At 57.0% G+C, this 26,081-nt stretch carries 26 protein-coding genes; 22 read left to right on the top strand and 4 right to left on the bottom strand.

What is annotated here, in order from left to right:
- Window positions 1-119: 119 nt before the first annotated feature.
- From C5L39_RS03470 to rplS, 12 genes are all read left to right on the top strand, one after another.
- Window positions 120-1,508, top strand: coding sequence for an ammonium transporter (locus C5L39_RS03470; protein WP_123047480.1), 1,389 nt, complete (start codon window positions 120-122; stop codon window positions 1,506-1,508).
- A 4-nt stretch (window positions 1,509-1,512) separates the two neighbouring features.
- A complete protein-coding gene (locus tag C5L39_RS03465) occupies window positions 1,513-1,851 on the top strand; it encodes a P-II family nitrogen regulator (RefSeq protein WP_123047479.1) in 339 nt (112 codons plus the stop codon).
- Complete coding sequence (locus C5L39_RS03460) at window positions 1,841-3,958, top strand: [protein-PII] uridylyltransferase (RefSeq protein WP_123047478.1); 2,118 nt, start codon at window positions 1,841-1,843, stop codon at window positions 3,956-3,958. Before C5L39_RS03465 ends, C5L39_RS03460 begins: the two co-directional genes overlap by 11 nt.
- 56 nt (window positions 3,959-4,014) lie before the next feature.
- Window positions 4,015-5,637, top strand: a complete 1,623-nt coding sequence (gene ffh, locus C5L39_RS03455) for a signal recognition particle protein (protein WP_123047477.1) — start codon at window positions 4,015-4,017, stop codon at window positions 5,635-5,637.
- A 201-nt stretch (window positions 5,638-5,838) separates the two neighbouring features.
- The gene (locus C5L39_RS03450; protein WP_123047476.1) at window positions 5,839-6,390 is read left to right on the top strand and encodes a hypothetical protein; all 552 of its coding nucleotides are present in this window, start codon (window positions 5,839-5,841) and stop codon (window positions 6,388-6,390) included.
- Between the two features lie 2 nt (window positions 6,391-6,392).
- Window positions 6,393-6,644 carry a helix-turn-helix domain-containing protein gene (locus C5L39_RS03445; protein WP_123047475.1) on the top strand — a complete coding sequence of 84 codons (252 nt, stop codon included), beginning with the start codon at window positions 6,393-6,395 and terminating at the stop codon, window positions 6,642-6,644.
- 151 nt (window positions 6,645-6,795) lie between these two features.
- On the top strand, window positions 6,796-7,287 hold the full coding sequence (gene rpsP, locus C5L39_RS03440) for a 30S ribosomal protein S16 (protein WP_123047474.1): 492 nt from the start codon (window positions 6,796-6,798) through the stop codon (window positions 7,285-7,287).
- Window positions 7,288-7,422: 135 nt separating this feature from the next.
- Entirely contained in the window at window positions 7,423-7,929 is a 507-nt protein-coding gene (rimM, locus tag C5L39_RS03435) for a ribosome maturation factor RimM (RefSeq protein WP_123047473.1), read from the top strand.
- A gap of 2 nt (window positions 7,930-7,931) precedes the next feature.
- Window positions 7,932-8,762, top strand: coding sequence for a tRNA (guanosine(37)-N1)-methyltransferase TrmD (trmD, locus tag C5L39_RS03430; RefSeq protein ID WP_123047472.1), 831 nt, complete (start codon window positions 7,932-7,934; stop codon window positions 8,760-8,762).
- Window positions 8,763-8,832: 70 nt separating this feature from the next.
- Window positions 8,833-9,201, top strand: a complete 369-nt coding sequence (locus C5L39_RS03425; RefSeq protein ID WP_123047471.1) for a hypothetical protein — start codon at window positions 8,833-8,835, stop codon at window positions 9,199-9,201.
- Window positions 9,202-9,232: 31 nt separating this feature from the next.
- Entirely contained in the window at window positions 9,233-11,545 is a 2,313-nt protein-coding gene (locus C5L39_RS03420) for a Tex family protein (RefSeq protein ID WP_123047470.1), read from the top strand.
- A 180-nt stretch (window positions 11,546-11,725) separates the two neighbouring features.
- On the top strand, window positions 11,726-12,067 hold the full coding sequence (gene rplS, locus C5L39_RS03415) for a 50S ribosomal protein L19 (RefSeq protein ID WP_123047469.1): 342 nt from the start codon (window positions 11,726-11,728) through the stop codon (window positions 12,065-12,067).
- Between the two features lie 340 nt (window positions 12,068-12,407).
- On the opposite strand, the gene C5L39_RS03410 is transcribed toward rplS, so the two are convergent.
- On the bottom strand, window positions 12,408-12,773 hold the full coding sequence (locus tag C5L39_RS03410) for a transcriptional regulator (RefSeq protein ID WP_123047468.1): 366 nt from the start codon (window positions 12,771-12,773) through the stop codon (window positions 12,408-12,410).
- A 246-nt stretch (window positions 12,774-13,019) separates the two neighbouring features.
- Between C5L39_RS03410 and C5L39_RS10640 the strand changes: the two genes are divergently transcribed.
- On the top strand, window positions 13,020-13,199 hold the full coding sequence (locus tag C5L39_RS10640; RefSeq protein WP_126268723.1) for a hypothetical protein: 180 nt from the start codon (window positions 13,020-13,022) through the stop codon (window positions 13,197-13,199).
- 1,639 nt (window positions 13,200-14,838) lie between these two features.
- On the opposite strand, the gene C5L39_RS03385 is transcribed toward C5L39_RS10640, so the two are convergent.
- Window positions 14,839-15,306, bottom strand: coding sequence for a hypothetical protein (locus C5L39_RS03385; protein WP_126268722.1), 468 nt, complete (start codon window positions 15,304-15,306; stop codon window positions 14,839-14,841).
- Window positions 15,307-15,719: 413 nt separating this feature from the next.
- Complete coding sequence (locus C5L39_RS03380; RefSeq protein WP_245974863.1) at window positions 15,720-17,426, bottom strand: ABC transporter ATP-binding protein; 1,707 nt, start codon at window positions 17,424-17,426, stop codon at window positions 15,720-15,722.
- A gap of 55 nt (window positions 17,427-17,481) precedes the next feature.
- On the opposite strand from C5L39_RS03380, the gene lepB reads away from it, so the two are divergent.
- The 7 genes from lepB to C5L39_RS03345 all read left to right on the top strand — a co-directional run bounded on the left by lepB (window position 17,482) and on the right by C5L39_RS03345 (window position 23,300).
- Window positions 17,482-18,195 (top strand): signal peptidase I, encoded by a 714-nt coding sequence (lepB, locus tag C5L39_RS03375; RefSeq protein ID WP_342767886.1) that lies wholly within the window; start codon window positions 17,482-17,484, stop codon window positions 18,193-18,195.
- Between the two features lie 6 nt (window positions 18,196-18,201).
- Window positions 18,202-18,873 (top strand): ribonuclease HII, encoded by a 672-nt coding sequence (locus C5L39_RS03370; protein ID WP_123047462.1) that lies wholly within the window; start codon window positions 18,202-18,204, stop codon window positions 18,871-18,873.
- Window positions 18,870-19,175: a DUF2469 domain-containing protein gene (locus C5L39_RS03365; RefSeq protein ID WP_123047461.1), complete on the top strand. Its 306-nt coding sequence runs from the start codon at window positions 18,870-18,872 to the stop codon at window positions 19,173-19,175. Before C5L39_RS03370 ends, C5L39_RS03365 begins: the two co-directional genes overlap by 4 nt.
- A 154-nt stretch (window positions 19,176-19,329) precedes the next feature.
- Entirely contained in the window at window positions 19,330-19,713 is a 384-nt protein-coding gene (locus C5L39_RS03360; protein WP_123047460.1) for a YraN family protein, read from the top strand.
- The gene (locus C5L39_RS03355; protein WP_123047459.1) at window positions 19,700-21,226 is read left to right on the top strand and encodes a YifB family Mg chelatase-like AAA ATPase; all 1,527 of its coding nucleotides are present in this window, start codon (window positions 19,700-19,702) and stop codon (window positions 21,224-21,226) included. The genes C5L39_RS03360 and C5L39_RS03355 overlap by 14 nt, the downstream gene beginning before the upstream one ends.
- The gene (dprA, locus tag C5L39_RS03350) at window positions 21,223-22,392 is read left to right on the top strand and encodes a DNA-processing protein DprA (protein ID WP_123047458.1); all 1,170 of its coding nucleotides are present in this window, start codon (window positions 21,223-21,225) and stop codon (window positions 22,390-22,392) included. Before C5L39_RS03355 ends, dprA begins: the two co-directional genes overlap by 4 nt.
- A gap of 11 nt (window positions 22,393-22,403) precedes the next feature.
- Entirely contained in the window at window positions 22,404-23,300 is an 897-nt protein-coding gene (locus C5L39_RS03345; protein ID WP_123047457.1) for a tyrosine recombinase XerC, read from the top strand.
- 4 nt (window positions 23,301-23,304) lie between these two features.
- Here the strand turns inward: C5L39_RS03345 and C5L39_RS03340 are convergent, their stop codons facing one another.
- Window positions 23,305-23,808 carry a M23 family metallopeptidase gene (locus tag C5L39_RS03340; RefSeq protein WP_123047456.1) on the bottom strand — a complete coding sequence of 168 codons (504 nt, stop codon included), beginning with the start codon at window positions 23,806-23,808 and terminating at the stop codon, window positions 23,305-23,307.
- 357 nt (window positions 23,809-24,165) lie between these two features.
- On the opposite strand from C5L39_RS03340, the gene rpsB reads away from it, so the two are divergent.
- Both rpsB and tsf read left to right on the top strand, forming a co-directional pair.
- Window positions 24,166-25,059 (top strand): 30S ribosomal protein S2, encoded by an 894-nt coding sequence (gene rpsB, locus C5L39_RS03335; RefSeq protein ID WP_123047455.1) that lies wholly within the window; start codon window positions 24,166-24,168, stop codon window positions 25,057-25,059.
- A gap of 115 nt (window positions 25,060-25,174) precedes the next feature.
- Entirely contained in the window at window positions 25,175-26,002 is an 828-nt protein-coding gene (gene tsf / locus C5L39_RS03330; RefSeq protein ID WP_123047454.1) for a translation elongation factor Ts, read from the top strand.
- Window positions 26,003-26,081 lie beyond the last annotated feature (79 nt).

Here is a 26,081-nt window from a genome sequence, read left to right as displayed (position 1 = left end):
AAAACATCCTCATGGCTCTATAGTCAAAGCGTCGACAAAATCGGTCGACCTACAGATTTGATAGTTACCGAATCGCTCGGATTTTGTGTCCGAGCTTCTAGTCACAAGGAGGCCAGCCTATGAATGCGGAAGAAGTCGTAATTGCATCAGGCAATGCCAGTTGGATGCTCATGTCAGCATCTTTGGTTTTGTTAATGACTCCCGCCCTGGCGTTGTTCTACGGCGGAATGTCCGGGCGTCGCTCGGCGCTGAACATGATGATGATGTCCTTCGGCACCCTCGGTGTAGTTACCGTTGTGTACGTGCTGTGGGGCTGGTCAATGTCCTACGGCTCGGAATCCATCGGCGGAATCTTTGCCAATCCATTTGAGTTCTTCGGATTGCGTGATTCGATTGTTGATGAATCCGGGAACTACCTCGCTGGTGCTGCTGGTTACGCCAATGTCATTGATATTGGATTCCAGCTCACCTTCGCCGTAATTTCCACCGCCTTGATCTCCGGTGCGCTGGCTGGTCGAGTGAAGTTCGGCACCTGGTTGGTTTTCTCCGGCCTCTGGGCTACTTTCGTCTACTTCCCACTGGCACACATGGTGTGGGGCGGGGGACTGCTGTCTCACTCCGAAAACGGCGTCGCAGCTTTGTTGTTCGGTACCACCGATGGTGAAGCCACCATTGCTCCGATCGACTTCGCCGGCGGCACCGTGGTCCACATCTCTGCAGGTACCGCAGCTTTGGTCCTGGCTTTGATGATTGGCAAGCGCCGCGACTTCCTTAGCTCCGCACAGCGTCCGCACAACCTTCCGCTGGTTATGTTGGGTGCTGCCCTCCTATGGTTCGGCTGGTTCGGCTTCAACGGTGGCTCCGCATTCGCCGCCGACGGAGTCGCTGGTTTGGCTTGGATCAACACCACCGCCGCTACCGCAGCCGCAATGCTCGGCTGGTTGGCAGTGGAAAAGATCCGCGATGGTCGACCGACCTCACTCGGCGCTGCTTCCGGTGTCGTTGCTGGCTTGGTTACCATCACCCCGGCCGCTGGAGCCTTGACTCCAGTGACCTCCTTGATTCTCGGTGTTATCGGTGGCGGCTTGGCGTGCTTGGGCGTTGGCCTGAAGTACCGCTTCGGCTATGACGATTCCCTCGACGTCGTTGGCGTCCACCTGGTCGCTGGCCTCTGGGGCACCATCGGCTTGGCATTTGTCGCTACCGATATCGGAGTCTTCACCGGAGGTGGCGCAGACGGTATGCGCCTCTTGGGCGTCCAGATTGCCATCGCACTGGTTGCTGTGGTCTTCGCCGGAGCTGTCACCGCACTGATCGCGCTTCTCCTTCGCGCAGTCATGGGCTGGCGCATCGACCGCGAAGCTGAATTCGATGGCATTGATATCCACGAGCACCGCGAATCCGCATACAATGACCTTGTCGGTTACGAATCCCGCCCGAGTTCCTTAACGGAAAGCGGTGGAGAAGAATCCTCCCGACGCAAGAATGAGCCGACAACCCAGGAGTAGAACGATGAAACTCGTAACTGCAGTAGTTAAGCCCTTCACCCTCGCTGATATCCGTGAGTCCCTCGAGGCAATCGGAGTCCATGGAATGACCGTTACCGAAACCCAGGGATATGGCCAGCAACGCGGCCACACCGAGGTCTACCGCGGTGCCGAGTATGCCACTGAGTTCGTCCCCAAGGTCAAGATTGAGCTGGTCATCACTGACAACCTCCTCGATGATGCTCTTGACGCTCTTGCCAAGGCGGCCTACACGGGCAAAGCCGGAGACGGTAAAATCTGGGTCACCCCAGTTGAGCACGCCATCCGCGTTCGTACCGGCGAGCGCAACGACGATGCCCTCTGATCCGACCTCCATCCGTGAGGCGGCAGTCGCTCGCGCGACTGATCTAATCAACTCCCTCCCGTTACCGGAGCACTGTTCCCTTGTGGCTACAGGCTCCCTAGCGCGGGGGGAGATGACTGGTTTTTCCGACCTTGATCTGATCCTGCTGCACCCGGACTCAGTTGAGGTCACCTCCGCTGAGCTGGAGGCTCTGTGGTATCCGATCTGGGACGCAAAATATCGCCTAGACCACGCTGTACGCACTCCCGAAGACTGCGCAGGGATCCTTGGTGAGGAGTCCACGGCAGCTCTTGCGGTTTTAGAGATGCGACACCTGTGGGGAGATCCCGCCCTGACACATCGCACCCGTGATCTTGCCCGGAGACGATGGCGCTCAGAGATTCAAGGTAATTTCGACGACCTGGTGGCTACCTCCGCTGCCCGTTGGCGGCGAGCTGGCTCGGTTGTCAATATGACTCATCCCGACATCAAACATGGTCGGGGAGGCTTAAGAGACATTGATCTCTTGCGCGCGTTAGCTCTTGCCAATCTTTGCGATGCCACTGCGCTGACCGAAGAACGTCTCTTGCTGCTTAATGTCCGCACACTTCTTCATGAGCAAGCTCATCGTCTACGGGATATCCTTGACCCGGAGTTCGCGGAAGATATTGCCGGCGAGCTGGGGATGCCAGATCGCTACGCGCTAGCAGCGGAAATTGCTGACGCTGCGCGCAACATCGATAGGGCAGTAACTGCAGGTATGGCTACCGCTCGTGGCTCGCTGTCCAATCATGCCGCCCGTCGCGGAGCGCGAGCACCTAGGCGTCCATTGGATCTAGATGTGGTCGACTATGGCGGACAAATAACCTTGTCGCGCAAGCCTGACATGGAGGATCCTTTCCTCCTGCTGAGAGTCGCTGCAGCTGCAGCGCGAACAGGGCTGCCGGTCAATGAATACACCTGGCGTCGGCTAGCAGATCTTCCTGAGCTACCTGAGATCTGGTCGGCAAGTGCCGCCGATGACTTTTTTGCACTGCTTTCCTCCCCGGAGCACAGTGCTGATGTCATCAACGTCCTCGATCAACACGGTCTATGGGATCAGTTAGTGCCGGAGTGGGCGCATATCCGAGGACTCTTACCGCGTGAGCGCACCCATATTCATACGATTGATGCGCATTCCTTGGTTACGGTTTCCTATTGCGCAGCAGCCACAGTTACTGTCGCTCGCCCTGATCTACTGTTGCTGGGCGCTTTGTACCATGACATTGGTAAGGGCTACGGGCGCCCTCATGCCGAAGTTGGAGCTGAGTTGGTAACAGCTATGGCTAAGCGGTTGGGCTTGAATCTTTCTGACCTTTCTCGAGTGCAAACTCTCGTGGCCGAGCACACCTCTATCGCTCGGCTGGTCGCGGTCGCTGACCCCTATTCTGATAAAACACGCGATCAGTTGCTCGATGCTCTTCACTACGACCAAGTAACAGTTGATTTACTCGAAGTGTTGACCGAAGCTGATGCCAAAGCCACCGGACCGGGGGTGTGGAATCACAGATTAGAAGCCGGCCTAAGAGTCCTTGCTTCCAGATCTCGTCGCGCGCTGACCGAGTTGGTGCCAGATCGACCCGTCGTGGAAGCCCCGAGTGAGATCGGACTCCGGATGAATCAGGAGCGCCAAAGCCTGACCATCTGGTGGAGCGGCAAGCAACAAACTGATGTGGTGGGTGTGCTGGCCGTAATCTTTGCCAAAGCATGGAACATTATTGATGCGAAGTTGGCGGTAGCCGAGGACGGCACACTGCATCTAGAACTTGATGCTCGACCTGGAGTGGAGACGCTTCGAGAGGCCGCAGATGCTGTCTCCTTTACCCAGTCCTACTACTCTGGGGTTTATTCGAAGCTGCCCAAGGTCAAGCCCGGTCCGACGGCAGTATCGTGGAACGCGAATGTGCTCGAGGTTCGCACCATAGATCGCCCTGCCGCTTTGGGTACCTTGTTGGCAGTTCTGCCCGAGGTTAGCTGGTTGAGTATGCGAACGCCGGGGGCAACAATGATCGTTCAGGCCGCCTTCGAAGGGACCGTTGACCGCGATCAGGTGGACAAGGATGTGACCCGAGCACTGGCAACCAGTTAGCATAGGGAAGTTATCGCAAATCACGTTGAGCCTGATTATCGCAGGAGAGTGCCCCAGTGTTTGAGTCTCTGTCTGACCGCCTAACCGGTGCCCTTACCGGGCTACGTGGCAAGGGCAAGCTGACCGAGGCGGATATCAATGCCACAGCCCGCGAGATTCGTCTCGCATTGCTCGAGGCCGATGTCTCGTTGGCGGTTGTCCGCGGCTTCATTAAAAAGATCAAGGAACGCGCCGCTGGCGCGGAGGTCTCTGAAGCTCTTAACCCGGCCCAGCAAGTGGTCAAGATCGTCAACGAGGAACTTGTTGAGATCCTCGGTGGTGAGACCCGACGGATTCAGCTGGCCAAGAATCCGCCGACGGTCATCATGCTGGCAGGCCTGCAAGGTGCGGGTAAAACCACCTTGGCCGGCAAGCTGGCTAAGCATCTGACTAAGCAGGGGCACACCCCGATGCTGGTGGCCTGTGACCTCCAGCGACCCGGTGCGGTCCAGCAGCTCCAGATCGTGGGTGAACGGGCAGGTGTTCCTACCTTCGCACCCGATCCGGGCACGTCGATGGAATCCTATGAGCACGAGATGGGAACCTCCCACGGCGACCCCGTTGGCGTCGCTAAGCAAGGAATCGAAGAGGCTAAACGAACACTCCACGATGTGGTCATCGTCGATACCGCTGGTCGATTGGGCATTGACGAGACGTTGATGAGCCAGGCCCGCAATATTCGGGATGCGATCAACCCGGATGAGGTCTTGTTCGTCATTGACGCCATGATCGGTCAGGATGCGGTCACCACCGCTCAGTCCTTCCGTGATGGTGTGGATTTCACCGGTGTGGTGTTGACCAAGCTTGACGGTGACGCCCGAGGTGGCGCAGCGCTGTCCATCCGTGAGGTCACGGGCAAACCGATCATGTTCGCCTCCACTGGCGAAAAGCTGGAAGATTTCGATGTCTTCCACCCCGAGCGGATGGCCAGCCGAATTCTTGGTATGGGCGATGTGCTCAGCCTCATCGAGCAGGCTGAAGGCGTTCTCGACCAGAAAAAGGCCGAGGAAACCGCACTGAAGATGGGCTCTGGCGAGCTCACTTTGGAAGACTTCCTCGATCAGATGCTGATGATTCGCAAGATGGGGCCAATCGGCAATCTGCTCAAGATGTTGCCTGGTGGCAAGCAGATGAACGAGATGGCCAGCATGGTCGACGAGAACCAACTCGATCGGATTCAAGCCATCATCCGCGGCATGACCCCTGCTGAGCGCGAAGATCCCAAGATCCTGAATGCCTCCCGCCGCAAGCGCATCGCAGCTGGTTCTGGTGTGGCTGTGGCCGAGGTTAACCAATTGGTGGACCGTTTCTTCGATGCTAAGAAGATGATGGGCAAGATGGCCGGGCAATTCGGGATGGGCGGCGGCGGTATGAAGCGTTCGGCCACGAAGAAAAAGCCCAAGGGTCGCAAGGGTAAAAATGGCAAGCGTAAGCCAATAAAGAACAAGCCCACCCAGCCGCAGATGCCGGGTGGAATGCCAGGCATGCCAGATATGGCTCAGCTGCAGAAAATGCAGGAGCAGATGGGTGGCGGTGGGATGCCGGGTATGCCCAAGATGCCTGGAATGCCGAAGATGCCCAAGGGCATGGAAGGCCTAGACCTCGACAATCTAGATTTCGGTCAGGGAAAGAAGAAGTAGCCTGCTTCCTGAACTATCGCTGCAGTCCGTCGTGCCGATTGGCATGGCGGACTTTTTGGTGGCAAGAGTGAGGGAATCCCTTGCATTCATATCGATTATCGATGTACTATATCGATAATCGACATATCGTAAAGCGATATGTTGGTGCTTAATGTTGGAACCAATTGAGCTTCTACTTTCAACAGCGGCTAGGAGATTCCCATGTTCACCTCACGCGCCGGACATCTGCCCACCTGGGGCGCTATTGTCCCTTTTGTTCTGATTTTTGGACTCATTATCGGCGATGTGGTCGAGACTGTGAGCACCCAGACCCTCGACGTTGCCGTCGCCCCCTTGTTGGGGCCACAGCTCGATCAGGGTCGAGTACCTTTCGGGGTTGTTGAAGGTGGTCCGCTGGGCTATTACCTGGTTGGCTATGCGATATCGACTCTGGCACTACTGGTTGCAGCGAGTCTGCTTGCCGTTGTAGCCATTCGATTCGGACGCCAGGGCGGTGTCACTCGCACTATGGCGCGTTTGGTTGAGTTTGCCCTTACCGCACTTATACTGTGGGGAGTTGGTCAGTTTATTACCCATATGGGAAATAACTTCGCCGCCAATACTCATGACGTTCTAGCTCAGTGGGACTTCATGTCCACGATTGATAGTCAGGCATATGTCCTCTGGCTGCTGATAATCTCCGTTCTGTCATCATTTGTCTATGTCTTCCGACGCTCTGCATTTTTGGAAGAGGAGCAGGAGGGTTTGGTCTAGGCATGAATGTTCACTGTCATTTGGCCGAGCTTCTCGACGCCCGCGATCTCACCATTGCGGAGCTCTCCAAGCGGGTTGGTATTACTCCCGTGAACCTGTCCAAGCTAAAAAACAACCGCGCCAAAGCGGTTCGATTCTCCACCCTCCTGGTCTTGTGTAAAGAGCTGGAATGTCAGCCGGGAGACTTGTTCACGGTCTCTGGTGGGCGCATAGATGCAGGGGGAGGTGCAGGCAATTTCGTCTGTGCCGACTAGCCCTGTATAATTTCTCGAGTTACTGCGTCAAGCCGACACCGACCACGGTCGGACGGTCTGAGTCACACGCAGATAAAACCAAGGGTTGAACCGGTCCATCGAAACGCGATGGATGTCTGAACTGCCCAGTGACCACAGTTAAGGAATTAACATGGCTGTCAAGATCAAGCTCCAGCGCCTCGGCAAGATTCGCTCCCCGCACTACCGCGTCATCATTGCTGACGCTCGCACCCGCCGCGACGGCAAGGTCATCGAGAACATCGGTACCTACGAGCCCAAGCGCGAGCCTTCCCTGATCAACATTGACTCCGAGCGCGCACAGTACTGGCTCTCCGTTGGCGCACAGCCGACCGAGCCGGTTCTCGCACTGCTCAAGGTCACCGGTGACTGGCAGAAGTACAAGGGCCTCGAGGGCGCCGAGGGTACCTTGCGCGTCGCGGAGGAGAAGCCGGCCAAGCTGGATCTGTTCAACGAAGCACTCGCCGAGGCCAACAATGGCCCGTCCCTTGAGTCTGTCGCTGACAAGAAGCGTAAGGCCAAGGAAGAGGCTGAGGCCAAGGCTGCAGCTGAGAAGGAAGCTGCCGACAAGGCTGCTGCCGCTGAGAAGGCCGCTGAGGCTCCCGCAGAAGAGTCCGCTGAGTAAAGCTTCTCACTGCTAAAAAGGGCCCTGCGTTTGCGGAAAGTATTTTCCACAAACGCAGGGCCCTTTTTCATGCCCAAATGCTCTCGGTGCCACCCAAATCGGATTAGCTAAGCCGCTCGGATAAACTTCATCGTCATGGAACTGATGATCGGCCGAGTGATCAAATCGCATGGAATTCGTGGGGAAGTCTCCGTGGAACTTTCCACCGACGAACCAGAAAGCAGGTTCGCAGTAGGAGAAGTCCTCGATGGGCGCCAAGGTAACCGTACTCATGAGCTCACGGTGGACACAGTGCGTTCCCATAAGGCTCGGTTGCTGATCAAATTCAAAGAGATTTCTGATCGCAATGCCGCCGATGCCCTGCGCGGTACCCGGTTTATGGCCGCTCCGCTAGAGAGCGAAGATGACGATGAGGGCTTCTATGATCATGAGCTCGAGGGCCTGAACGTGATCCTTGATGGTCTCGCTATTGGCAAGGTCACCGGGGTATTGCACGGTCCAGCTGGCGAGACCCTCGAAGTCACCCTGACCGAAGGCGCACGTGAGGTGCTCATTCCCTTCGTCCATGCCATCGTCCCCGAGGTCGACCTAGAAGCAGGCACCTGCACTATCACTCCGCCGGAAGGACTCTTAGAGCTGTGAGTATGCGACTAGATGTACTCAGCATCTTCCCTGAATACCTTGATCCGCTGCGCCACGCTCTATTAGGACGCGCCATCGAGAAGGACATTCTCTCCGTCGGTGTGCATGATTTGCGTCAATGGGCCAGCGATGTCCACCGCTCGGTAGATGATTCACCTTATGGTGGCGGACCTGGCATGGTGATGAAACCTGAGGTATGGGGACCTGCCCTCGACGATGTCGCAGATGGTACTGGCCCAGCAGCACGGGCTGAGGATTTAGCTTCGGCTAACCCCCACCTGCTGCGCCCGCAACACGATGACAGCGACACAGAGACTCAGGCAGAAGAGGACAGTGATCTTCCGCTGCTCATCGTGCCCACCCCAGCCGGCAAGCCGTTTACTCAAGCAGATGCACAGAGCTGGGCGAAAGAGCACCATATCGTCTTCGCCTGCGGGCGCTACGAGGGCATCGATCAGCGGGTAGTAGAAGATGCCGCACAGCGATACCGAGTACGTGAAGTCTCCATCGGTGATTATGTACTCATCGGGGGAGAGGTAGCTGTCTTGGTCATTGCTGAGGCTATCGTCCGGCTTATCCCAGGAGTGTTGGGCAATCGTCGATCCCATGAGGAAGATAGCTTTTCTGATGGGTTGTTGGAAGGACCGAGCTACACCAAGCCCCGTGTATGGCGTGAGCTGGAAGTCCCGCCGGTGTTGCTCTCCGGCAATCATGCGATCGTGGAGCGTTGGCGCCGTGATCAAGCATTGTTGCGCACGCAAGCCGTCCGCCCTGAGCTACTAGCCGGGGTAGAACTAACCCCCCAAGATCAATCAGTACTTGACCGCGGATAGCCCGAGGGAACAAAGCAGTCCGAATCAGAGTTGATAAGAGGACTACCCTCAGCAACCTAGGAGGCAGCTCATGCGCACCATCTCCACCGACCTCAACCTGCTGATTCGGCCTGAAGAATGGGAAGAAATTGCCCCGCAGTTACCGGCAGCACTAGCCGAGCATGGATTCCTGGTGGATTCTGTTCACGCGCAAACTGTTGATCTCACCTGCGAACCCGACAATATGTTGGTCACCCAGTATTCGCAGGTGCTGGGACGGCCACCGATCGTCGAGGTACTGCACAGAATTATCGTCAACGGCTCCTCTGACATGGCGCTAAAAGATGCCACCCAAGCTGTCGTTGCCACGCTCCCGGAAGATTCCTATTGGTATGGAACCAGCCTGGAAGGTGTCACCGAACCCGGAGTCAATGCGGCTTGCGCCTGGCAGCATCAGTAGTGCTTCGAACCTGGCGACTAGGATGGCCACAATGATCGCCACCACTATCGCCCGTGAACTTGGTGTCCGCCAAAGCCAAATCGAAGCAGCCCTAGCTTTGCTCGCTGAAGGCAATACCGTCCCGTTTATCGCCCGCTATCGCAAGGAAGCCACCGGCGGGCTCGATGACACACAGTTGCGCACACTCGAGGAACGCGCCACCTACTTGCGGGAACTGGCTGAACGCAAAGACACCATTCTCACCGCCATTGAGGAACAGGGAAAGCTCACCGAGACACTCCGGGCTCAGATCCTGGGATGTGAGACCAAAGCCCGGCTCGAAGACCTCTACCTGCCTTTCCGGAAGCGTCGCCGGACCAAAGCCGATGCCGCCCGCGAGGCAGGGCTAGAGCCGCTTGTCGACGCCCTCATCGCCTCGCCCTCTGCCCAATCGTCCACGCTGGCCGCAGGCTATTGCACGGAAGGATTCGTCGACGTATCGGAGGTCTTGGACGGTGCGCGGGACATCCTCATTGACCGGTTCACACTCGATGCCGACTTAGTCGGAGCGATCCGCGAACGAGTTTTTAACACAGGAACGCTAGGTGCTGGAGTAATCGCTGGGAAAGAATCCGAGGGGGCGAAATTCAAGGACTATTTCACCTTTTCAGAGCCCTTTAGCAAGCTTCCTGGACACCGGATCCTCGCATTATTGCGCGGTGAATCCGAAGGGGTACTGCGCTTAAACCTCGATGCTGGTGAAGACTATGTCTACGAGACGATGATTGCTGAGAGCTTTGAGCTAGAGACTCATTCCTCATCCTGGCTGGCTGATGCGGTCCACCGTGGCTGGCGAACCAAACTCGCAGTCTCTTCCGGAAGGGATGTACGGACCCGACTCAAAGAACGCGCCGAATCTGGCGCATTAGGCGTATTCGGCACCAACCTGCGCGATGTTCTATTAGCTGCACCAGCCGGGCAGAAGGCCACCCTCGGCCTTGACCCAGGGTTTCGCAACGGCGTCAAATGCGCCGTAGTCGATGCCACCGGCAAGGTGTTAGCTACCACGGTTGTCTATCCACACCAGCCGCAGAATCGCTGGAATCAAGCACGCCAAGAGCTGGCTAGCCTCTGTGCCACCCACGGAGTGGAGCTAATGGCCGTGGGCAACGGCACCGCCTCTAGGGAGACTGAGAAACTCAGTCAAGAAATCGCTGACCTGATTGTTAGCGCCGGCGGCACACGACCTGTCCCCGTCGTAGTGAGTGAATCTGGCGCCTCGGTCTACTCGGCCTCAGCCCTAGCAGCAGCAGAATTTCCCACGATGGACGTCTCCTTGCGTGGGGCAGTTTCCATCGCCCGGCGACTGCAAGATCCCTTGGCAGAATTGGTCAAGATCGACCCCAAAGCCATCGGAGTGGGGCAGTATCAACACGACGTCAACCAGCCAGCTTTGGCACGCACTCTTGACGCCGTGGTGGAATCGGCCGTCAACGCAGTGGGCGTGGACTTGAGTACCGCTTCAGTTCCACTGTTGGAAAGAGTCGCCGGAATTACCAGCACTCTGGCGAAAAACATCGTTGCCTATCGCGATGCCAACGGCGCCTTTAGCTCCCGCAAAGGACTGCTCAAGGTACCTCGGCTAGGAGCCAAGGCCTACCAACAGTGCGCCGGATTCTTACGCGTTAGTGGCGGTACTGACCCCTTGGACGCCTCAGCTGTGCATCCCGAGTCCTACCCGGTGGTCCGGCGGATCGCAGAAGCCACTGGCCTCGGAATCGCTGAACTCATCGGCAACACCAGAGTGCTCACTAGCCTGCGCCCGCAGGACTTTTCCGATGAGAACTTCGGTGTTCCTACGGTCGTCGATATTATCGCTGAGCTGGATAAACCTGGCCGCGATCCGCGCCCAGAATTCAAGACCGCCACCTTCCGGGAAGGCGTGGAAAAGCTCTCCGACCTGGCTCCCGGAATGATCCTCGAAGGGGTTGTTACCAATGTCGCTGCCTTCGGCGCCTTCGTGGATGTGGGCGTTCACCAAGATGGATTGGTCCACGTCTCGGCGATGAGCACTACCTTTGTCTCTGACCCGCACGCGATTGTCAGCTCTGGACAAGTAGTCAAGGTCAAGGTGATGGAAGTTGATATCGAGCGCAAACGCATTGGCCTGAGCTTGCGGCTTGATGATGAGCCAGGGGTGCCGGCCAAGAAGCCTCAGCGGGAGAATCGGGACAACAGTCGTCACAGCCGGCGCAAAGGTGGGGAAGTGGCCAAAGTCAATAAGCCTAATAAGTCTCGAAAGCAGTCCTCCCACAACTCCGGCAGCATGGCAGATGCGCTCAATCGCGCCGGGCTAGGGCGCTAATATCCTCGGTCCGATCAAGCTGATTTGATCCCCAAGGTGTTGGCGTGACAAAATGGTCTAGTTGTCCGTGCCTGTCACTAGATGCGGCGATGAGACTTGTATCGGATACGAACCGGCCGAGCGTTCCATGAGGAAAAATGCCGCCAGGGTCCTCTGTCCAGAACTGAAAAGGAAATCTCCATGAATCTTCTCGACCATGTTGACGCAGCACAGCTGCGCGAAGACATCCCGTCCTTCCGCCCGGGCGATACCCTCGACGTACATGTCAAGGTCATCGAAGGCTCCAACGAGCGTACCCAGCTGTTCAAGGGTGTCGTTATCCGCCGCCAGGGCTCCGGTATCCGCGAGACCTTCACCGTCCGCAAGGTTACCTTCGGCATCGGCGTGGAGCGTACCTTCCCGGTTCACTCCCCGACGATCGAGAAGCTGGAGGTCGTCCGCCGCGGTGACGTCCGCCGTGCGAAGCTCTACTACCTGCGCGACCTGCGCGGTAAGGCTGCTCGCATCAAGGAGAAGCGCTAATTACTTAGCGTGCGTTAAACGACTAAAACTCGTTTAATCAGTCCCTATCCATTCACTTGAAGTGAATGGATAGGGACTTTTTCGTGCTGTTGCAGACTGGGGGAGGCTGATGGCAGGAGCGAGAGATAATCAGATGCCATGGCCATCGTTGCGAGTCATCCAACGGACCGATCGAAACGATCAGCTGACTGCTTGAGCACCTGCGCGGAATCGTCTCAAAATCCCAGAACCTCAACCACTATATTGTGCGGATCCCTGATCCACTCCGGACAAATGCACAACAGGATCAACGCACTCTAAATCATAACGGGCCGGTTTAGCCTGATGCTGTACTAAGAGGCTAATTCTGCTCTTCGTCACTTCTATCAGGTTGATCATCTCCAGTAGCCCCTGCAATCGAGCGTAGCGCTGACAAATGCTTAGTTAGCGCAGCATCCCCGACAGCAGTCAGGGATATCCAGACAGTATCTTTAGGACGACTGGAGCCATATTCTCGGTGCCGGGTGATATATCCGTGAGACTGCAATTCACCCAGTTGCTCTGATAACTCAGCATCGCTTAAAGTAGCCAATTCTTGGAGAACTGTGAACTTCATTTCCCGGTCCACCCCTCCTCCTTCGGTTGCGCCAGCAGCTTTCAAAGCAGTGCAGATCCGTAACCGATTAATGGGATAGAGGACAGGATCAATTTCGGTATGCGCATTCAACGGGGGAGACCGGCATTCTTAAAGTAGTAATAGATGAATAGGCCTGCCAGCGGGCCTGCGATCAAGCCCGGCCAGCGTGGTTCCGATGGGAGTAGAATTATCACTGGTAGCCACAAGAACCAGCCAAAGTCTATCCACCACTTATTTCCTTTTAGGTGGATATCCTGATCTAATCTTTGCCATGGACGTGCCCGGATATGGGGATTTATAAGCTGCTTGCGAAACAGAAACGCCAGGATGCCTGTGATGGCGAGTAATCCGAAAGTCCATCCGAAGAAATCCCACACAGAAACCACGATCACGGCTGACGCAGTCAATGCCACCAAGACGCTGACTACGGAGTTAGGCTTCCAGGCGACAGACTTTTCAATGGTCTCCACCTCTTCGAGGAGCGCTCTCGCCTCACTCGGGGATATCTCGATGTGAGATTCTTGTGGGCCATCGTTGTTCATATGATCAGCACTAGTTACCTTCTGATTGAGGACGCAAGGGCGTGGGCATATTTGAGTATCACGGCACTGATCATTCTGTTCTGATGTCAGACAGTTGAGGGCTAGGAGTGTGGTCAACGATCAGTGACGTCAATGCCCAATCCTGATCTAGGATAGTGTGCATTTTACTTGCCTGCAATAGGGTCAATTAAGTGCGATACTTTCGTACATTCTCTATCTTGACAGTGTTGCCATGGGATCTTGATGTCAACCTAGTTAAATTTTGACGATGGCAAAGTGAAGATATGTCTCAAGGATAATTAATTCCAGTACTGCCATTATTTTTCTTGGAGTCTGTTTGCTGCGATTTATCTCGGCATCAATTCTATTCTTTTGTTGTCATCATCGAAATAATGATGAACTTATTTCTAAAAAGGCCACACGAAAAGTAGCTGATAGTGAGAGTAGTATAAGATCCGAAAGTTCCTAGACCGAGAATTACCTAAATGACTCTTCCGAATCTGAGATGATCAGGTGGACATGAGTTCCCACCTGATAGTGGTGAGGCCAAGTCCATGAGGATTTGGGACGGAATTCTGGGATCGGATTCGGGGAAGTTTAGCTGTACAACAGGCTCCAGGAACGGTCAAAAGGAAGCTTGGTAACTCGCATCTTCTGACCTGGCAGCACTTTTACATGGTGTGACGCCGCGTAGAATAAGCTGCAGCAATCTTCATCTGACTAAGCACTCTAAAACCGGAAGGGCCACTAATCTGTGGTCGTTGTGACGTCTTGAGAACTGTATCTGCTAGTGAGCCCCAATGCCGTTATGATTGCGATGCTGAGAGTCTTGTATCGAGCATTCATGTGGGGCATCTATTTCTCGGTGGGGAAAACTCTAGCGTCAGTAGCATGGTCCCAACACTGTGACTGCCCAATGGCCTCAAGTTGAAAACTTGGTTCAACGTATATTCTAGTGTTCGGCATGCTAGGCACTGCTTAAGGAATTAGTATTCTAGTGCAGAGGTAAAACGGCTCTTCCGGATCTAGAGTGCGTTGATCTTTCCTTGGAGCTCTCCCGAGTGGATCAGTGACCGCAAGATATAGTGGTTGAGATTCCGGAAGCCCAGTGCGATGCCGCGTAGGTGCTCGAGGCACGAATCAACGCACCCTAAATCCGGAACAGCCGGATAAAGTCATAACCGAAATGGTGCCCAGATCCACAACACTTTCGTCGGGCAGACACACGTCGGGTGCAGCTTTGGTGCCGTCGCTGACACTGGACCCACCAACGTATATGTGGAGTCGGGGTCCCAGCAGCGTGCCCGCCTGCATGTTGGTGACCAATTCCGTGGAGAACAATGCCACAACATAGGGTAAGAGAATGAAGGCTTTCATTTGGATTTCCGAGTTGGGATCAGCACTAATTACCTGCGTGGCGTTCGCTATGGGATTTAATTCAGTCCACAACGCGTTAATGTATCTGCAGACTGGCAATGACTTAGATGAAGCGGAGCGACTCATAGAGCAAGCTCACACGATGTTTAGCGTAGCTGCCGTCTGTGGGGTCATCTTTCTCGTTCTTTTTTCGCTTAAAGCTTTTAAGCGATTGGGTAAAGCTACGGAAACCGCCATTAAAGACGCAGAGGCTTATTCATAAGCACGACGCTCTGGCCGACGCGCGGATTAACCGTCCGACCCGGCGTCAAGTGATGTGCGAGACCGGTGTCCTCCGTCTGCCCGCTTCGGATAACGCCGACAGCTTTAATCCCGTCCTTATACACATACACAGAGTCACTCCCACACCCGCTGACGTTAAAACCAAACTCCGAGTCGCCGAAGCCCCAGGTGAAAGCGTTATGGGTCGCATCGCCGTACTCGAAATGCGCCTCGCCTGCGAGAGCAGGACTGCGCCATTGCGACGGTTTGGTGCGTAAGTCCTGCTGCTCGAGGCGCGTGGCACGTTCCCGGAGGGTCGCGATTGGCGTCGCGCTGTCGCGGTTGGCGGGCAGGCCAGCGATCCAGCGGTTCTCCTTCCCGACACCGGAATCGGGCATGGTGTCTGCACGATCGACGTAGTTCCGGTCGACCACGAACAACACACGACTGTAGACGTCACCTACTGGACGAATCAGGAGATCATCGCAGCGTAGGAACATCCCGATTGCCGAATCGGGAAGAGGCGGGATGCACAAGGTCTTGTGCCGAATCCGGAAAGATCTCTCCGCTGGGGTCCAAGAGCTCGGCCAGTTAGGCCAGACGATGTGGAAACGACGGGCAAAGATCCTTGCTTACTCGTCCAACGGCCGGCTCGAGCGCTTGCGCGGCATCGCCCTAGACTTCCGGAACCTCCACCACTGTATTGTGCGGCCAGCTATACAACAGGATCAACGCACTCTAAATCCGGAAGGACCGGTAAAACGTCCCAGAGCAGGCTTAAAAACTCTGCTGCGCAGCAATGCCCATCACGCAGAAATGAGGGTTTATTCCACTAGCTATGTCGCTGCCACGGCGTCTAGCTCAGCAGCTGCCTAGTGGCCAGGTCTTGGTAGAGCTGGTTGGAAGCGAGCAATTGTTGATGGGTGCCAACTCCCACGACGTGGCCGGCGTCCATCACGATGATGCGGTCGGCATCAGTGACCGTCGAAAGGCGATGGGCCACGATAACTAGTGTTCGCCCCTGGGCGGAAGTATCGATGGCATCCAAGATGAGTTGTTCATTGCGGGAATCGACTGCGCTGGTGGGTTCATCCAAAAGCAGTATGGGTGTATCCATCAGTAGCATTCGGGCCAGCGCCAGGCGTTGTCGTTGACCGCCAGATAGGCTCACTCCGCGATCACCCAGAACGGTATCTAGACCACTTGAGTTCTCGAATCTAGAGCGCAGATTGACTTGATCGAGTGCCCACCAGCACCGCTCATCGTCGGCGTTGGCCGCGCCCAATTGTAGGTTCTCGCGCACGCTGCCAGCGAGCACTGCAGCTTCCTGTTCTACCAGCCCGATGACTTCGCGTATCGACGCCCGTGTCAACCCTGCCATGTCTTGTTCCCCCAGCTGGATTTGTCCAGTGATGGGGTCGTAGAAGCGTTCGAGCAGTGCCAAGATGGTCGATTTTCCAGAGCCAGAAGGGCCGACGATCGCGGTCTTGGACCCAGCTGCCACCTCAAAAGAGACTTCTTGGAGGACCTGCTCTTTGTCGTCATAGGAAAATGAGACGTCCCGGAAAGCGAGCGAATGGGCAGGTGTTGCCACCGTGCCATCGCTAGATTCGGGTTCCTCAGCGAGGATTTCTTGAATTCGCTGCAGGGCTCCCATCGCCTGGCGGATGGTGGTCACTGCGCCAAAAATGGATCCCAGTGGTCTGGAGACCATAAATAGGTAGAGCACGAAAGACACAAGATCGGCTACGGAGATCGTGCCGGATGCTACTCGTGCACCGCCGACGCCTAGGACCACGAGGAAGCTGCCCTGCATTGCCAGGCCAGTGGCCGGGTACAGCAGAGCCTCAACACGGGCGATTTTCAATCCCTGCTGATAGGCCGCATCTGCATCAGTGCGCAGATCATCTTCGATGAGCTCCTGGGAGCCAGTCGCCCGGATAGTTCTTAGCGCCAGCAGCGCTCGGTCCATACCGGCGCCGAGGGCTCCCACAGATTCCTGAGCTTTGGTGGTGTAGCGCTGGATGAACCTGGACGTCGTGGTCACCGCGATTAGGGCGACTGAAACCACGCCTAGGACAATGCCGAGCATGAGCGGGTCGATCAAAGCCATCAATACGATGGCGCCGGCCATGGTGGCCACGCCACCAATCGCATCAACAAGACCGCCGGTAAACGCAGAGCGCACCAGCGTGGTATCTGAACCCAAACGAGTGACTAAGTCACCGCTGCGATGCGAGTCATAGAAGGGAATAGGCAGTCTTAGGAGCCGACCAAGCAGATCTTGTCGGGTACTTAATACCGCGGACTCAGCAGTCCTGGTCATGACATAGATCTGGGCGGCTGAAGCCACGGAAGACAGCAGCAGTAGTCCCACTAGCGCCCAGATCAGGAGATTAACGGGTTCCTGACCGATTCGGCTGATGATCTCGTTGATCACCATCGGTTGGGCCAAACCGAGGGCCGCCCCGAAAAGGGACAGCACCACCGCAAGGATGAGCGCGCCCCGGTGATGCGCGAGCATCGCCACGAGAGCGCGGAAAGGGGAAACTTGCTGAGACATGGAACCGAGTCTACGGGCGCAGACAGAGATGCCTGGGCTGGTATCGTTGTCTCCCGTGAATGAATCGGAGAAGAAGTCGGCACCCTGGTACATCGAAATACCGGTGGTCATTGTGGTCACGCTATTGGTGATTTTCCTTCTCCAGACCTTCGTCGGTCGGGTGTACATGATTCCATCGCAATCGATGGAGCCCACTCTGCACGGCTGTGAAGGCTGCACCGGCGACCGAATTTTTGTCGACAAGGTCAGCTACCGCTTCTCCGATCCGGAACCGGGCGATGTTGTGGTGTTCAAGGGCACTGACTCCTGGAACTCCGGGTTTGTCTCTCAGCGCTCCACCAACGATGTGGTTCGTAGCCTCCAGAATCTCGGATCCTATGTCGGCCTAGTTGCACCGGATGAAAATGACCTGGTGAAACGCATTGTTGCCACCGGCGGACAGACTGTCTCTTGCCAAGCTGGAGATACTGCAGTGATGGTTGATGGTTCTCCGATCGATCAGTCCTACACATTGCAGCCATCGGCTTACCCAGTCGATACCACTACCGGCTCAGAAGCCTGCGGCGGTGCCTACTTCGGACCACTCGAGGTCCCTGAGGGCAACTACTTCATGATGGGCGATAACCGCACCAACTCCGCGGACTCACGTGCCCACATGGGGGATGAATACCAGGGGACCATTCCGGAGGAGAATATCCGCGGGAAGGTCCAGGCGATTATCTTCCCGTTCAACCGCATTGGTCTGGTTGAAGACCCAGACATCCAGTAGCTTTCGATGTCGCTTAAACCTGAGGCACTGTTATCCGAGCATGGTTTAGGCCCGGTTGCGGGAGTAGATGAAGCCGGAAGAGGCGCCTGCTGCGGACCGATCACTATTGCAGCCTGCATCCTGCCAGACGGTGAGATCCCAGAGCTGAGTGGCCTGACAGACTCTAAAAAGCTCACTCCTCGTGCCAGAGAACGGCTCTTTCCCCTCATCAAAGAGATTGCAGTGGCGTGGTCAGTGATATCCATCAGCGCCAAAGCTATCGACGCCCGCGGTATCCAGCACGCCAATATCTCCGGTATGAGGCGTGCGGTGGCTCTGTTAGATGCCGCACCTGGGTATGTGCTTACAGATGCCATGCGCATTCCCGGTCTACGGGTGGCACATTTGCCCATTATCGGCGGAGATTTAGCTGCTCGAAGCATCTCTGCGGCCAGTGTGTTGGCCAAGGTCACCAGGGACCACCACATGGTCGAGATGGATGCCCGCTATCCGGAGTACGGTCTAGCCGGGCATAAGGGCTACTCCACCAAGACTCACTTGGCTGCGGTGCGCCGTCACGGTGGCACGCCCGAGCACCGATACACTTATGCCAATGTCGCGGCTGCGCACCTGGAGTGGACGCAGGAGCGCGGCCCTACGTGGACAGACACCGTTGAGCAGGAGGAAGGCACGGCATGAGCGCTGAGGAACTCGACAACTATGAGGCGGAGGTCGAGCTTTCCCTCTACCGCGAATATCGGGACGTGGTCAGCCAGTTCTCGTATGTCGTGGAGACCGAACGGCGGTTCTACCTGGCTAATGCAGTGGAACTGATCCCACACAATGACGGGCGAGACATCTACTACGAGGTTCGGATGTCGGATGCGTGGGTATGGGACATGTATCGCTCCGCGCGGTTTGTTCGCTATGTCCGCGTTATCACCTACAAGGACGTCAACATCGAAGAACTGGATAAACCGGATCTGATCATGCCCGATTAATCGGGCACGTCAACCTGGCTGGGCCGGGGACTGTGGACAACTGACTGTTGTCCACAGTCCCCGGCCCGTTTCCTGTTTTCAGGGCTTGTTGCTTCGGCACAACCTAGAGAAGGTGGGGGCGTCGATAAGGACGCTGATTCCAGGGGGGAACTACATGACCACATCAACTCAGAATCGTCGCCGTGCCAGGTTGGGGCGTCGAGGAGAACAACGAGCCGCCGAGCTCTATCGCCAAGGTGGGGCGGAAATCATCGGTCGAAATATCGCCTATCCGGTGGGGGAGCTCGATCTCATCGTGCGCGAGAGCGACGGAACAATCGTGTTCGTGGAGGTTAAAACCCGCTCGAGTCGGGCCTTCGGCGGGGCCGAATCTGTGACCGGCCGCAAACTTGCTCGAATGCGGCGGGCGGCAGCGCAATGGTTGAGAGGCCGATCTGTGGAGAACGTGCGTTTCGACGTCGTCGTGCTGATCTCGATGCGCACAGGCAACGGCTTCGAGGTGGGCCTTTATCGGGGAGTCGAACATGGCGCTCGCTAGGACCTTTACAGCGGCCGTGCTGGGAGTGGAGGCACGGATTGTCACCGTTGAAGCAAATATTGGCCCCGGATTACCCGGGATCCACCTCGTAGGCCTGGGAGATACTGCGGTCACTGAATCACGCGATCGTATTCGCACTGCAGTAGCCAATTCACGGCTGGACTGGCCACGCACCAAGATCGTCGTCTCCATGTCCCCAGCGTCGCTGCGAAAATCCGGTTCCCACTATGATCTTCCCATCGCACTGGCAGTGCTCGCAGCCAAGCATCCGGAACGATCCGCCCAGCTGGCAGAGACGCTTGTACTGGGGGAGTTGGGGCTCGACGGCCATATTCGGCCGGTAGCCGGTGTGTTGCCAGCATTATTAGCCGCCAGAAATCAGGGCTTCAAGCGGGCGCTGATTCCACCAGCCAATGCCGCCGAAGCCAGCTTGGTCGAGGACCTAGAAGTCTATATCGCACCTACGTTGACACACGCTTGGGAATGGGCCGGTGGAAAACGCGAGTTGGACAACGGCACCGCTGAGCTGCCAGACCCAGCCAGGCCTCACTTGCCCGATTTTGCTGATGTGGCAGGCCAACCAGAAGCGCGCCGGGCAGCAGAGGTCGCAGCAGCTGGTGGGCACCACATGTTTCTCATTGGTCCACCGGGATCTGGAAAATCCATGATCGCAGCTCGTATGCCCAGCATCTTGCCTGGGCTTGATCGGGCGCAATCGCTCGAGGCTACCGCGGTGCATTCTGTTGCGGGTACGGAAGGAGTGGCTGGCGGTGCGATCAACCAGGCGCCCTTTGTCGCCCCGCATCATTCGGTGAGCAGAGCAGGACTCTTGGGTGGCGGATCAGGCAACCCCAGGCCCGGAGCAGTGAGTTTGGCACACCACGGAGTGCTGCTCTTGGATGAAGCCTCGGAGATTCCAGCGGCCATCCTGGATGGGTTGCGCACTCCACTGGAAGACGGTCGAGTTCGCTTGCTCCGAAAGCACCGGGAGGTGATATTCCCGGCGCGTTTCCAATTAGTTCTGGCGGCTAACCCTTGCCGGTGTGCCGCAGAAGACCCGACTGCTTGTCGGTGTAGCTCGCGGCAACGCGCCAACTATCTCAATAACCTCTCCGGTCCGCTGCGGGATCGCCTCGACATTGTTGTCCGGACGTCCAACGTGGGCGCCGTGTTATCGAGTGATGATGCCGAACCTAGTGAGAGCATCGCCGAGCGAGTGCTGTTGGCTAGACAACGCGCGCTACATCGATGGTTGAAATGCGGGATGGGTCAGTCGAATAATGCCAGGATTGATCCGCATCAACTGCGCCGTCATTATCCGGCTGAAGATGCTGGGATGGCGATGATTACTGCTTTGCTCGCTGATGGGAGGCTCAGCCAACGAGGAGTGGATCGGGTGCTCAAACTCGCCTGGACGATATGCGATCTGGAAGGACAACTCCGCCCGGATCTAGGTCACGTTGCTTCAGCCGTAGAGCTTCGCGGCGCAGACCAAGTAAGGCAGGCAGCATGAGCAGCAAGCCAGAATCATGGGCCTATCTCAATAGAGTCATCGAAGGGCCATCCAGGCCACTCCAAGAGCTATTGTCGGCTGGCCGTGACGCCGATGACATTGCCAGGGGAGTGAGAACCCGGGCGAAGTGGCTGGGGGAATTGGGTCGGCAGACGCAAGCTCGCTATAACCATGATCAGTCAGCGGCGGACTTAGAAGCTGCGGCTGCCGTGGGAGCACGACTGATAAGCCCAGATGATCAGGAGTGGCCAGGTGCAGAACTAGACCAAGCTTTTGGGTTTGCAGCCACTGGACGCAGTGAGCATCTTCGTAGCTACCAGGCAGATGCGGTACCACCACATGCATTGTGGGCAAAGGGCGCAGACTTGACTGGGCTGGTTGCTCAATCGGTAGCAGTGGTGGGAACCCGGGCAGTGACTCGTTATGGGGTGGAGGCGACACGACAAATAGTGGCTGGACTAGCCAGCCACCAGTGGACGGTGGTCTCTGGAGGCGCCTTCGGCATTGACACCGCAGCCCATGAAGCAGCACTGGCTGCCGGCGGGAATACCGTAGCGGTGGCCGCATGCGGAATCGACCGAGTCTATCCAGCACGCAATGCGGCATTGCTGGAGAGGATCGCCGGGCAAGGATGTGTCCTGAGCGAATATCCACCAGGTACTACTCCGCAACGGCACCGATTCCTCACCCGCAATCGGCTTGTTGCAGCATTAACTGCCGGCACCGTCATTGTGGAAGCTGCCTGGCGTTCGGGGGCGTTGAACACTCTGAGTTGGGCAGAGGGACTGGGGCGGGTGGCCATGGCGGTGCCTGGTCCGATTACCGGAGCCGGATCCCTGGGTTGTCATGAACGCATCCGTTCCGGTCGCGCGCAGCTGGTCACCGGCGCTGATGAGATCCGGGCACTGCTAGGCGCTGTCGGAGCCTTGGACGTGACCCAGCAGTATGAGTTGGCTTTCGCAGCTACCCCTGCTCAGAGCCTCTCACGCAATGAATTGCGGATCTTTGATGCTTGCGGTTCCGCGGCCGTCAGCGCTGAAGATATTGCCGCTGGTGCAGGTCTGCCGCTGCCGCTGGTGGTGCACCTACTGATGGATCTTCACCGACGTGCGCTGATTGGGCGCGAAGGATCCACGTGGTTCCGGGTAGGCGAGCACCGAGACTAGTATCGGGTGCTATGGATAATCCAGGCAAGCAGATTACGCAGGTAGGAGAAGCTATTGAGGACTTCTCGGAGCACTCCCGCCTCGTCCTGGGGCGCTCTGCTGCCACGGTGCGCGGTTATCGCTCAGACCTGTTTGATCTGACTCAACGTGTGCCTACCTTTGATGCTTTTACTCTCAATGCGCTGCGGTCGTGGCTGGCAGAAGCCGTGGCTAATGGGAAGTCGCGGGCGACTCTGGCGCGTCGAACCGCAGCTGTGCGCTCCTTTTCTACTTGGGCGGTGCGCCAAGGACACCTTGATAGTGATGTGGCCGCCCGATTAATTGCACCGAGAGTCAGCCGTCCATTGCCGGAGATATTGGGACAGGCTCAAGCAGGGGAATTTGTCGGTAATGCGGCCTCCGCCACCGAGCCAGAGTTTCTCCGGGATAGTGCCATGCTGGAATTGCTCTATGCCACCGGTATTCGAGTCTCGGAGCTGACTGGACTTAATCTTCGAGATATTGATCTACAGAGATTTAGCGCCCGGGTGTTAGGTAAAGGCGACAAACAGCGCGTGGTCCCGTTCGGAGAAACCGCCTCTGCCGCTGTTCGCGATTGGCTCGAACAAGGGCGCTCAACAATGGCCGCGCAGGATTCGGAGGCCTTGTTCGTCGGGGTCCGCGGTGGGCGGATTGATCCACGTCAAGTGCGCCGAATCGTCGAGCGGGCTGGCATGGTCAGCGGCCACAAGGTCACCCCACACGAGCTGCGGCACACCGCAGCAACGCATCTATTGGAAGGTGGAGCCGACCTGCGGGAAGTCCAAGAACTTTTAGGGCACTCTTCGTTGCAGACCACTCAAATCTACACGCACGTTTCTGCAGAACGGCTCCGTGAGGTTTATACCCGCGCTCATCCACGAGCCTGAGATCCTAAATCTGTTTGAGTCTGATTGTCGGCAGCTCCAACAAGCTGAGTGGGTTGAGATACTCATCGCGGGCAGGGCCAGAACGTGCTCCCCATTGCAATCCTTCCCAACCATCTGTTGCGTGGGCGAGACTCCCAATCTCACTGCCTTCGGTGACATGTTCGCCTTCAACCACCGAGGGGAATACCGGTTGATAAGTGGTGCGAACTCCATCTGAATGATCGATAGAGACTGTCGGGGTGCCGGCCACGTTCCCAGCAAAAACGACAACACCGCTTCCAGCTGCCAGCACCGGCTCGCCGACTTCGAGTGCTAAATCGACCCCGCGGTGACCCGGCAGCCAGTTATGCTCCGGTTTATCGAAGGCCCGAATTACCTTTTGGGCGGTGCTGTGGCCAGTGCTGGGGTCGACATAGGCAGCAGCAGGTGGAGACCACCACAACGATGAGCTGATCGCGGTCACGGCCACAAGCCAGCTACTTAGGGGCTTTGTTATAAGCGGCGTCATAGGCAGCGTCATACTCGGCAGACTAGATCGAGCCTCCAGATAGCGTTGTGGAGCTGTCGGGCCACCTGTGGATGGTGGGGCAGGGGTTCTCTTGTGGGTAATGCCTGTGGAGAAGTCTGTGGATTGGTTTTGGCGCTACCCATACCAGGGACTATGATTGGCGACAGCAGTGTGTCTGCCATGCCAGATTCATTGACTACGCGCGACATTATCTCCGGTGTTTATGCCGGAAAACCCCAGCGTCGACTAGGTCCCGGGTAACCGGGTGTCGGCGTCGGCTTTGTCGCTAGGGTGCAGGATAAAAACCTGCACATTTTGCACCAGAAAACCGAAAATCTACTAGAAAGCGAGCGTGACATGGCTGTTGTTACCATGCGCGAACTTCTTGATGCCGGCGTCCACTTTGGACACCAGACCCGCCGTTGGAACCCGAAAATGCGTCGTTTCATTTTCACCGACCGCAACGGTATCTACATCATCGACCTTCAGCAGACCCTGACCTACATCAACGAGGCTTTCGAGTTCGTCAAGGAGACTGTCGCCCACGGCGGAAGCGTCCTGTTCGTCGGCACCAAGAAGCAGGCCCAAGAGGCAGTGCAGACCGAAGCTGAGCGCGTCGGCATGCCCTACGTCAACCACCGCTGGCTCGGTGGCATGCTCACCAACTTCCAGACCGTCTCCAAGCGCCTTCACCGCATGAAGGAACTGCAGGCAATGGACGCAGCTGAGGGTGGCTACGATGGCCGCACCAAGAAGGAAATCCTCATGCTGACCCGCGAGCGCACCAAGCTCGAGCGCGTCCTCGGCGGCATCGCTGACATGTCGAAGATCCCCTCCGCTATGTGGGTCATCGACACCAATAAAGAGCACATCGCCATCAGCGAGGCTCACAAGCTCGGAATTCCGGTTGTTGCCATCCTGGACACCAACTGTGACCCGGACGTCGTTCAGTGGCCGGTCCCCGGCAACGATGACGCCATCCGCTCCACCGCTTTGCTTTCCCGCGTGATCTCCGTCGCCGTGGAAGAGGGCAAGAAGGCTCGCGAAGAGCGCAAGCTCGCCGCCGCTAAGGATGCCGCTGGCGACACCGAAGAGAAGGCAGCAGTCGACGCCGAGAAGGCCGCCGAGGCTACCGAAGCTACCGAGACCCCCGCCGCAGAAGCAGCCGCACCGGCCGCCGAAGCTACCGAGGTTCCTGCAGCTACCGAAGATCCCGCAACCGCACCGGCCGCCGAGGCTACTGAGAAGTAAAGAGCCTTCCGGCCTTACTAGGCCCCCGCCAGTCGCGTACGCGCGGCGGGGGCTTTTTTCATCGAGTACGCTTTGTGAACGAACACTTTCCTAAACGAGGAGGATCGCCCGAACTATGGCGAACTACACTGCAGCAGATGTCAAGAAGCTCCGCGAGATCACCGGCTCCGGCATGATGGATTGCAAAAAGGCTCTTGAAGAGACCGCTGGCGACCTGGATAAGGCCATCGAGATCCTACGCATCAAGGGTGCCAAGGATGTCGGCAAGCGCGCAGAGCGCAACGCCACCGAAGGCCTAGTCGCTGTCTCCGGCAACACCATGGTCGAGATCAACTCCGAGACCGACTTCGTGGCCAAGAACGCTGAGTTCAAGGACATCGCTGAGCAGATTGCCCAGGGCGCTGCTGCTGTCAAGGCTAACTCTCAGGAAGAGCTCGCCGCCGCTGATGTCAATGGCAAGTCCGCCGCTGACGTCCTGCAGGAGCTCTCCGCCAAGATCGGTGAGAAGCTCGAGCTGCGTCGCGCCGTGACCGTCGAAGGCGACAAAGTTGCTGTCTACCTTCACCACCGTTCCGCTGATCTGCCCCCGTCAGTCGGCGTCATCGTCGCCTACACCGGCGAAGGCGAAGAGGCTGAGGCCGCGGCTAAGAATGCCGCAATGCAGGTGGCAGCTCTCAAGGCCGGTTACCTGACTCGCGAAGACGTTCCGGCCGAGGTCGTCGAGAAGGAACGCTCCATCGCCGAGCAGATCACTCGCGAAGAGGGCAAGCCGGAAAAGGCTATCCCGAAGATTATCGAGGGTCGCTTGGGCGGCTTCTACAAGGACGTCGTCTTGTTGGAGCAGGCCTCTGTCGCCGACTCCAAGAAGAACGTTAAGCAGATCATGGACGAGGCTGGCGTTACCCTGACCGCTTTCGCTCGTTTCGAGGTCGGCCAGGCCTAAATCCGCCTGAGCTACCAGTTAAACCCACCACACACGTTCCTTGCGGATGGATGGGGTGGGTTTTTTCGTGCCCAGATAT

The sequence above is a fragment of the Corynebacterium alimapuense genome, from assembly GCF_003716585.1.
GTDB lineage: Bacteria > Actinomycetota > Actinomycetes > Mycobacteriales > Mycobacteriaceae > Corynebacterium > Corynebacterium alimapuense.
Note: the sequence above shows the minus strand (reverse complement) of the source record. Positions and strands in the feature narration are given on the sequence as shown.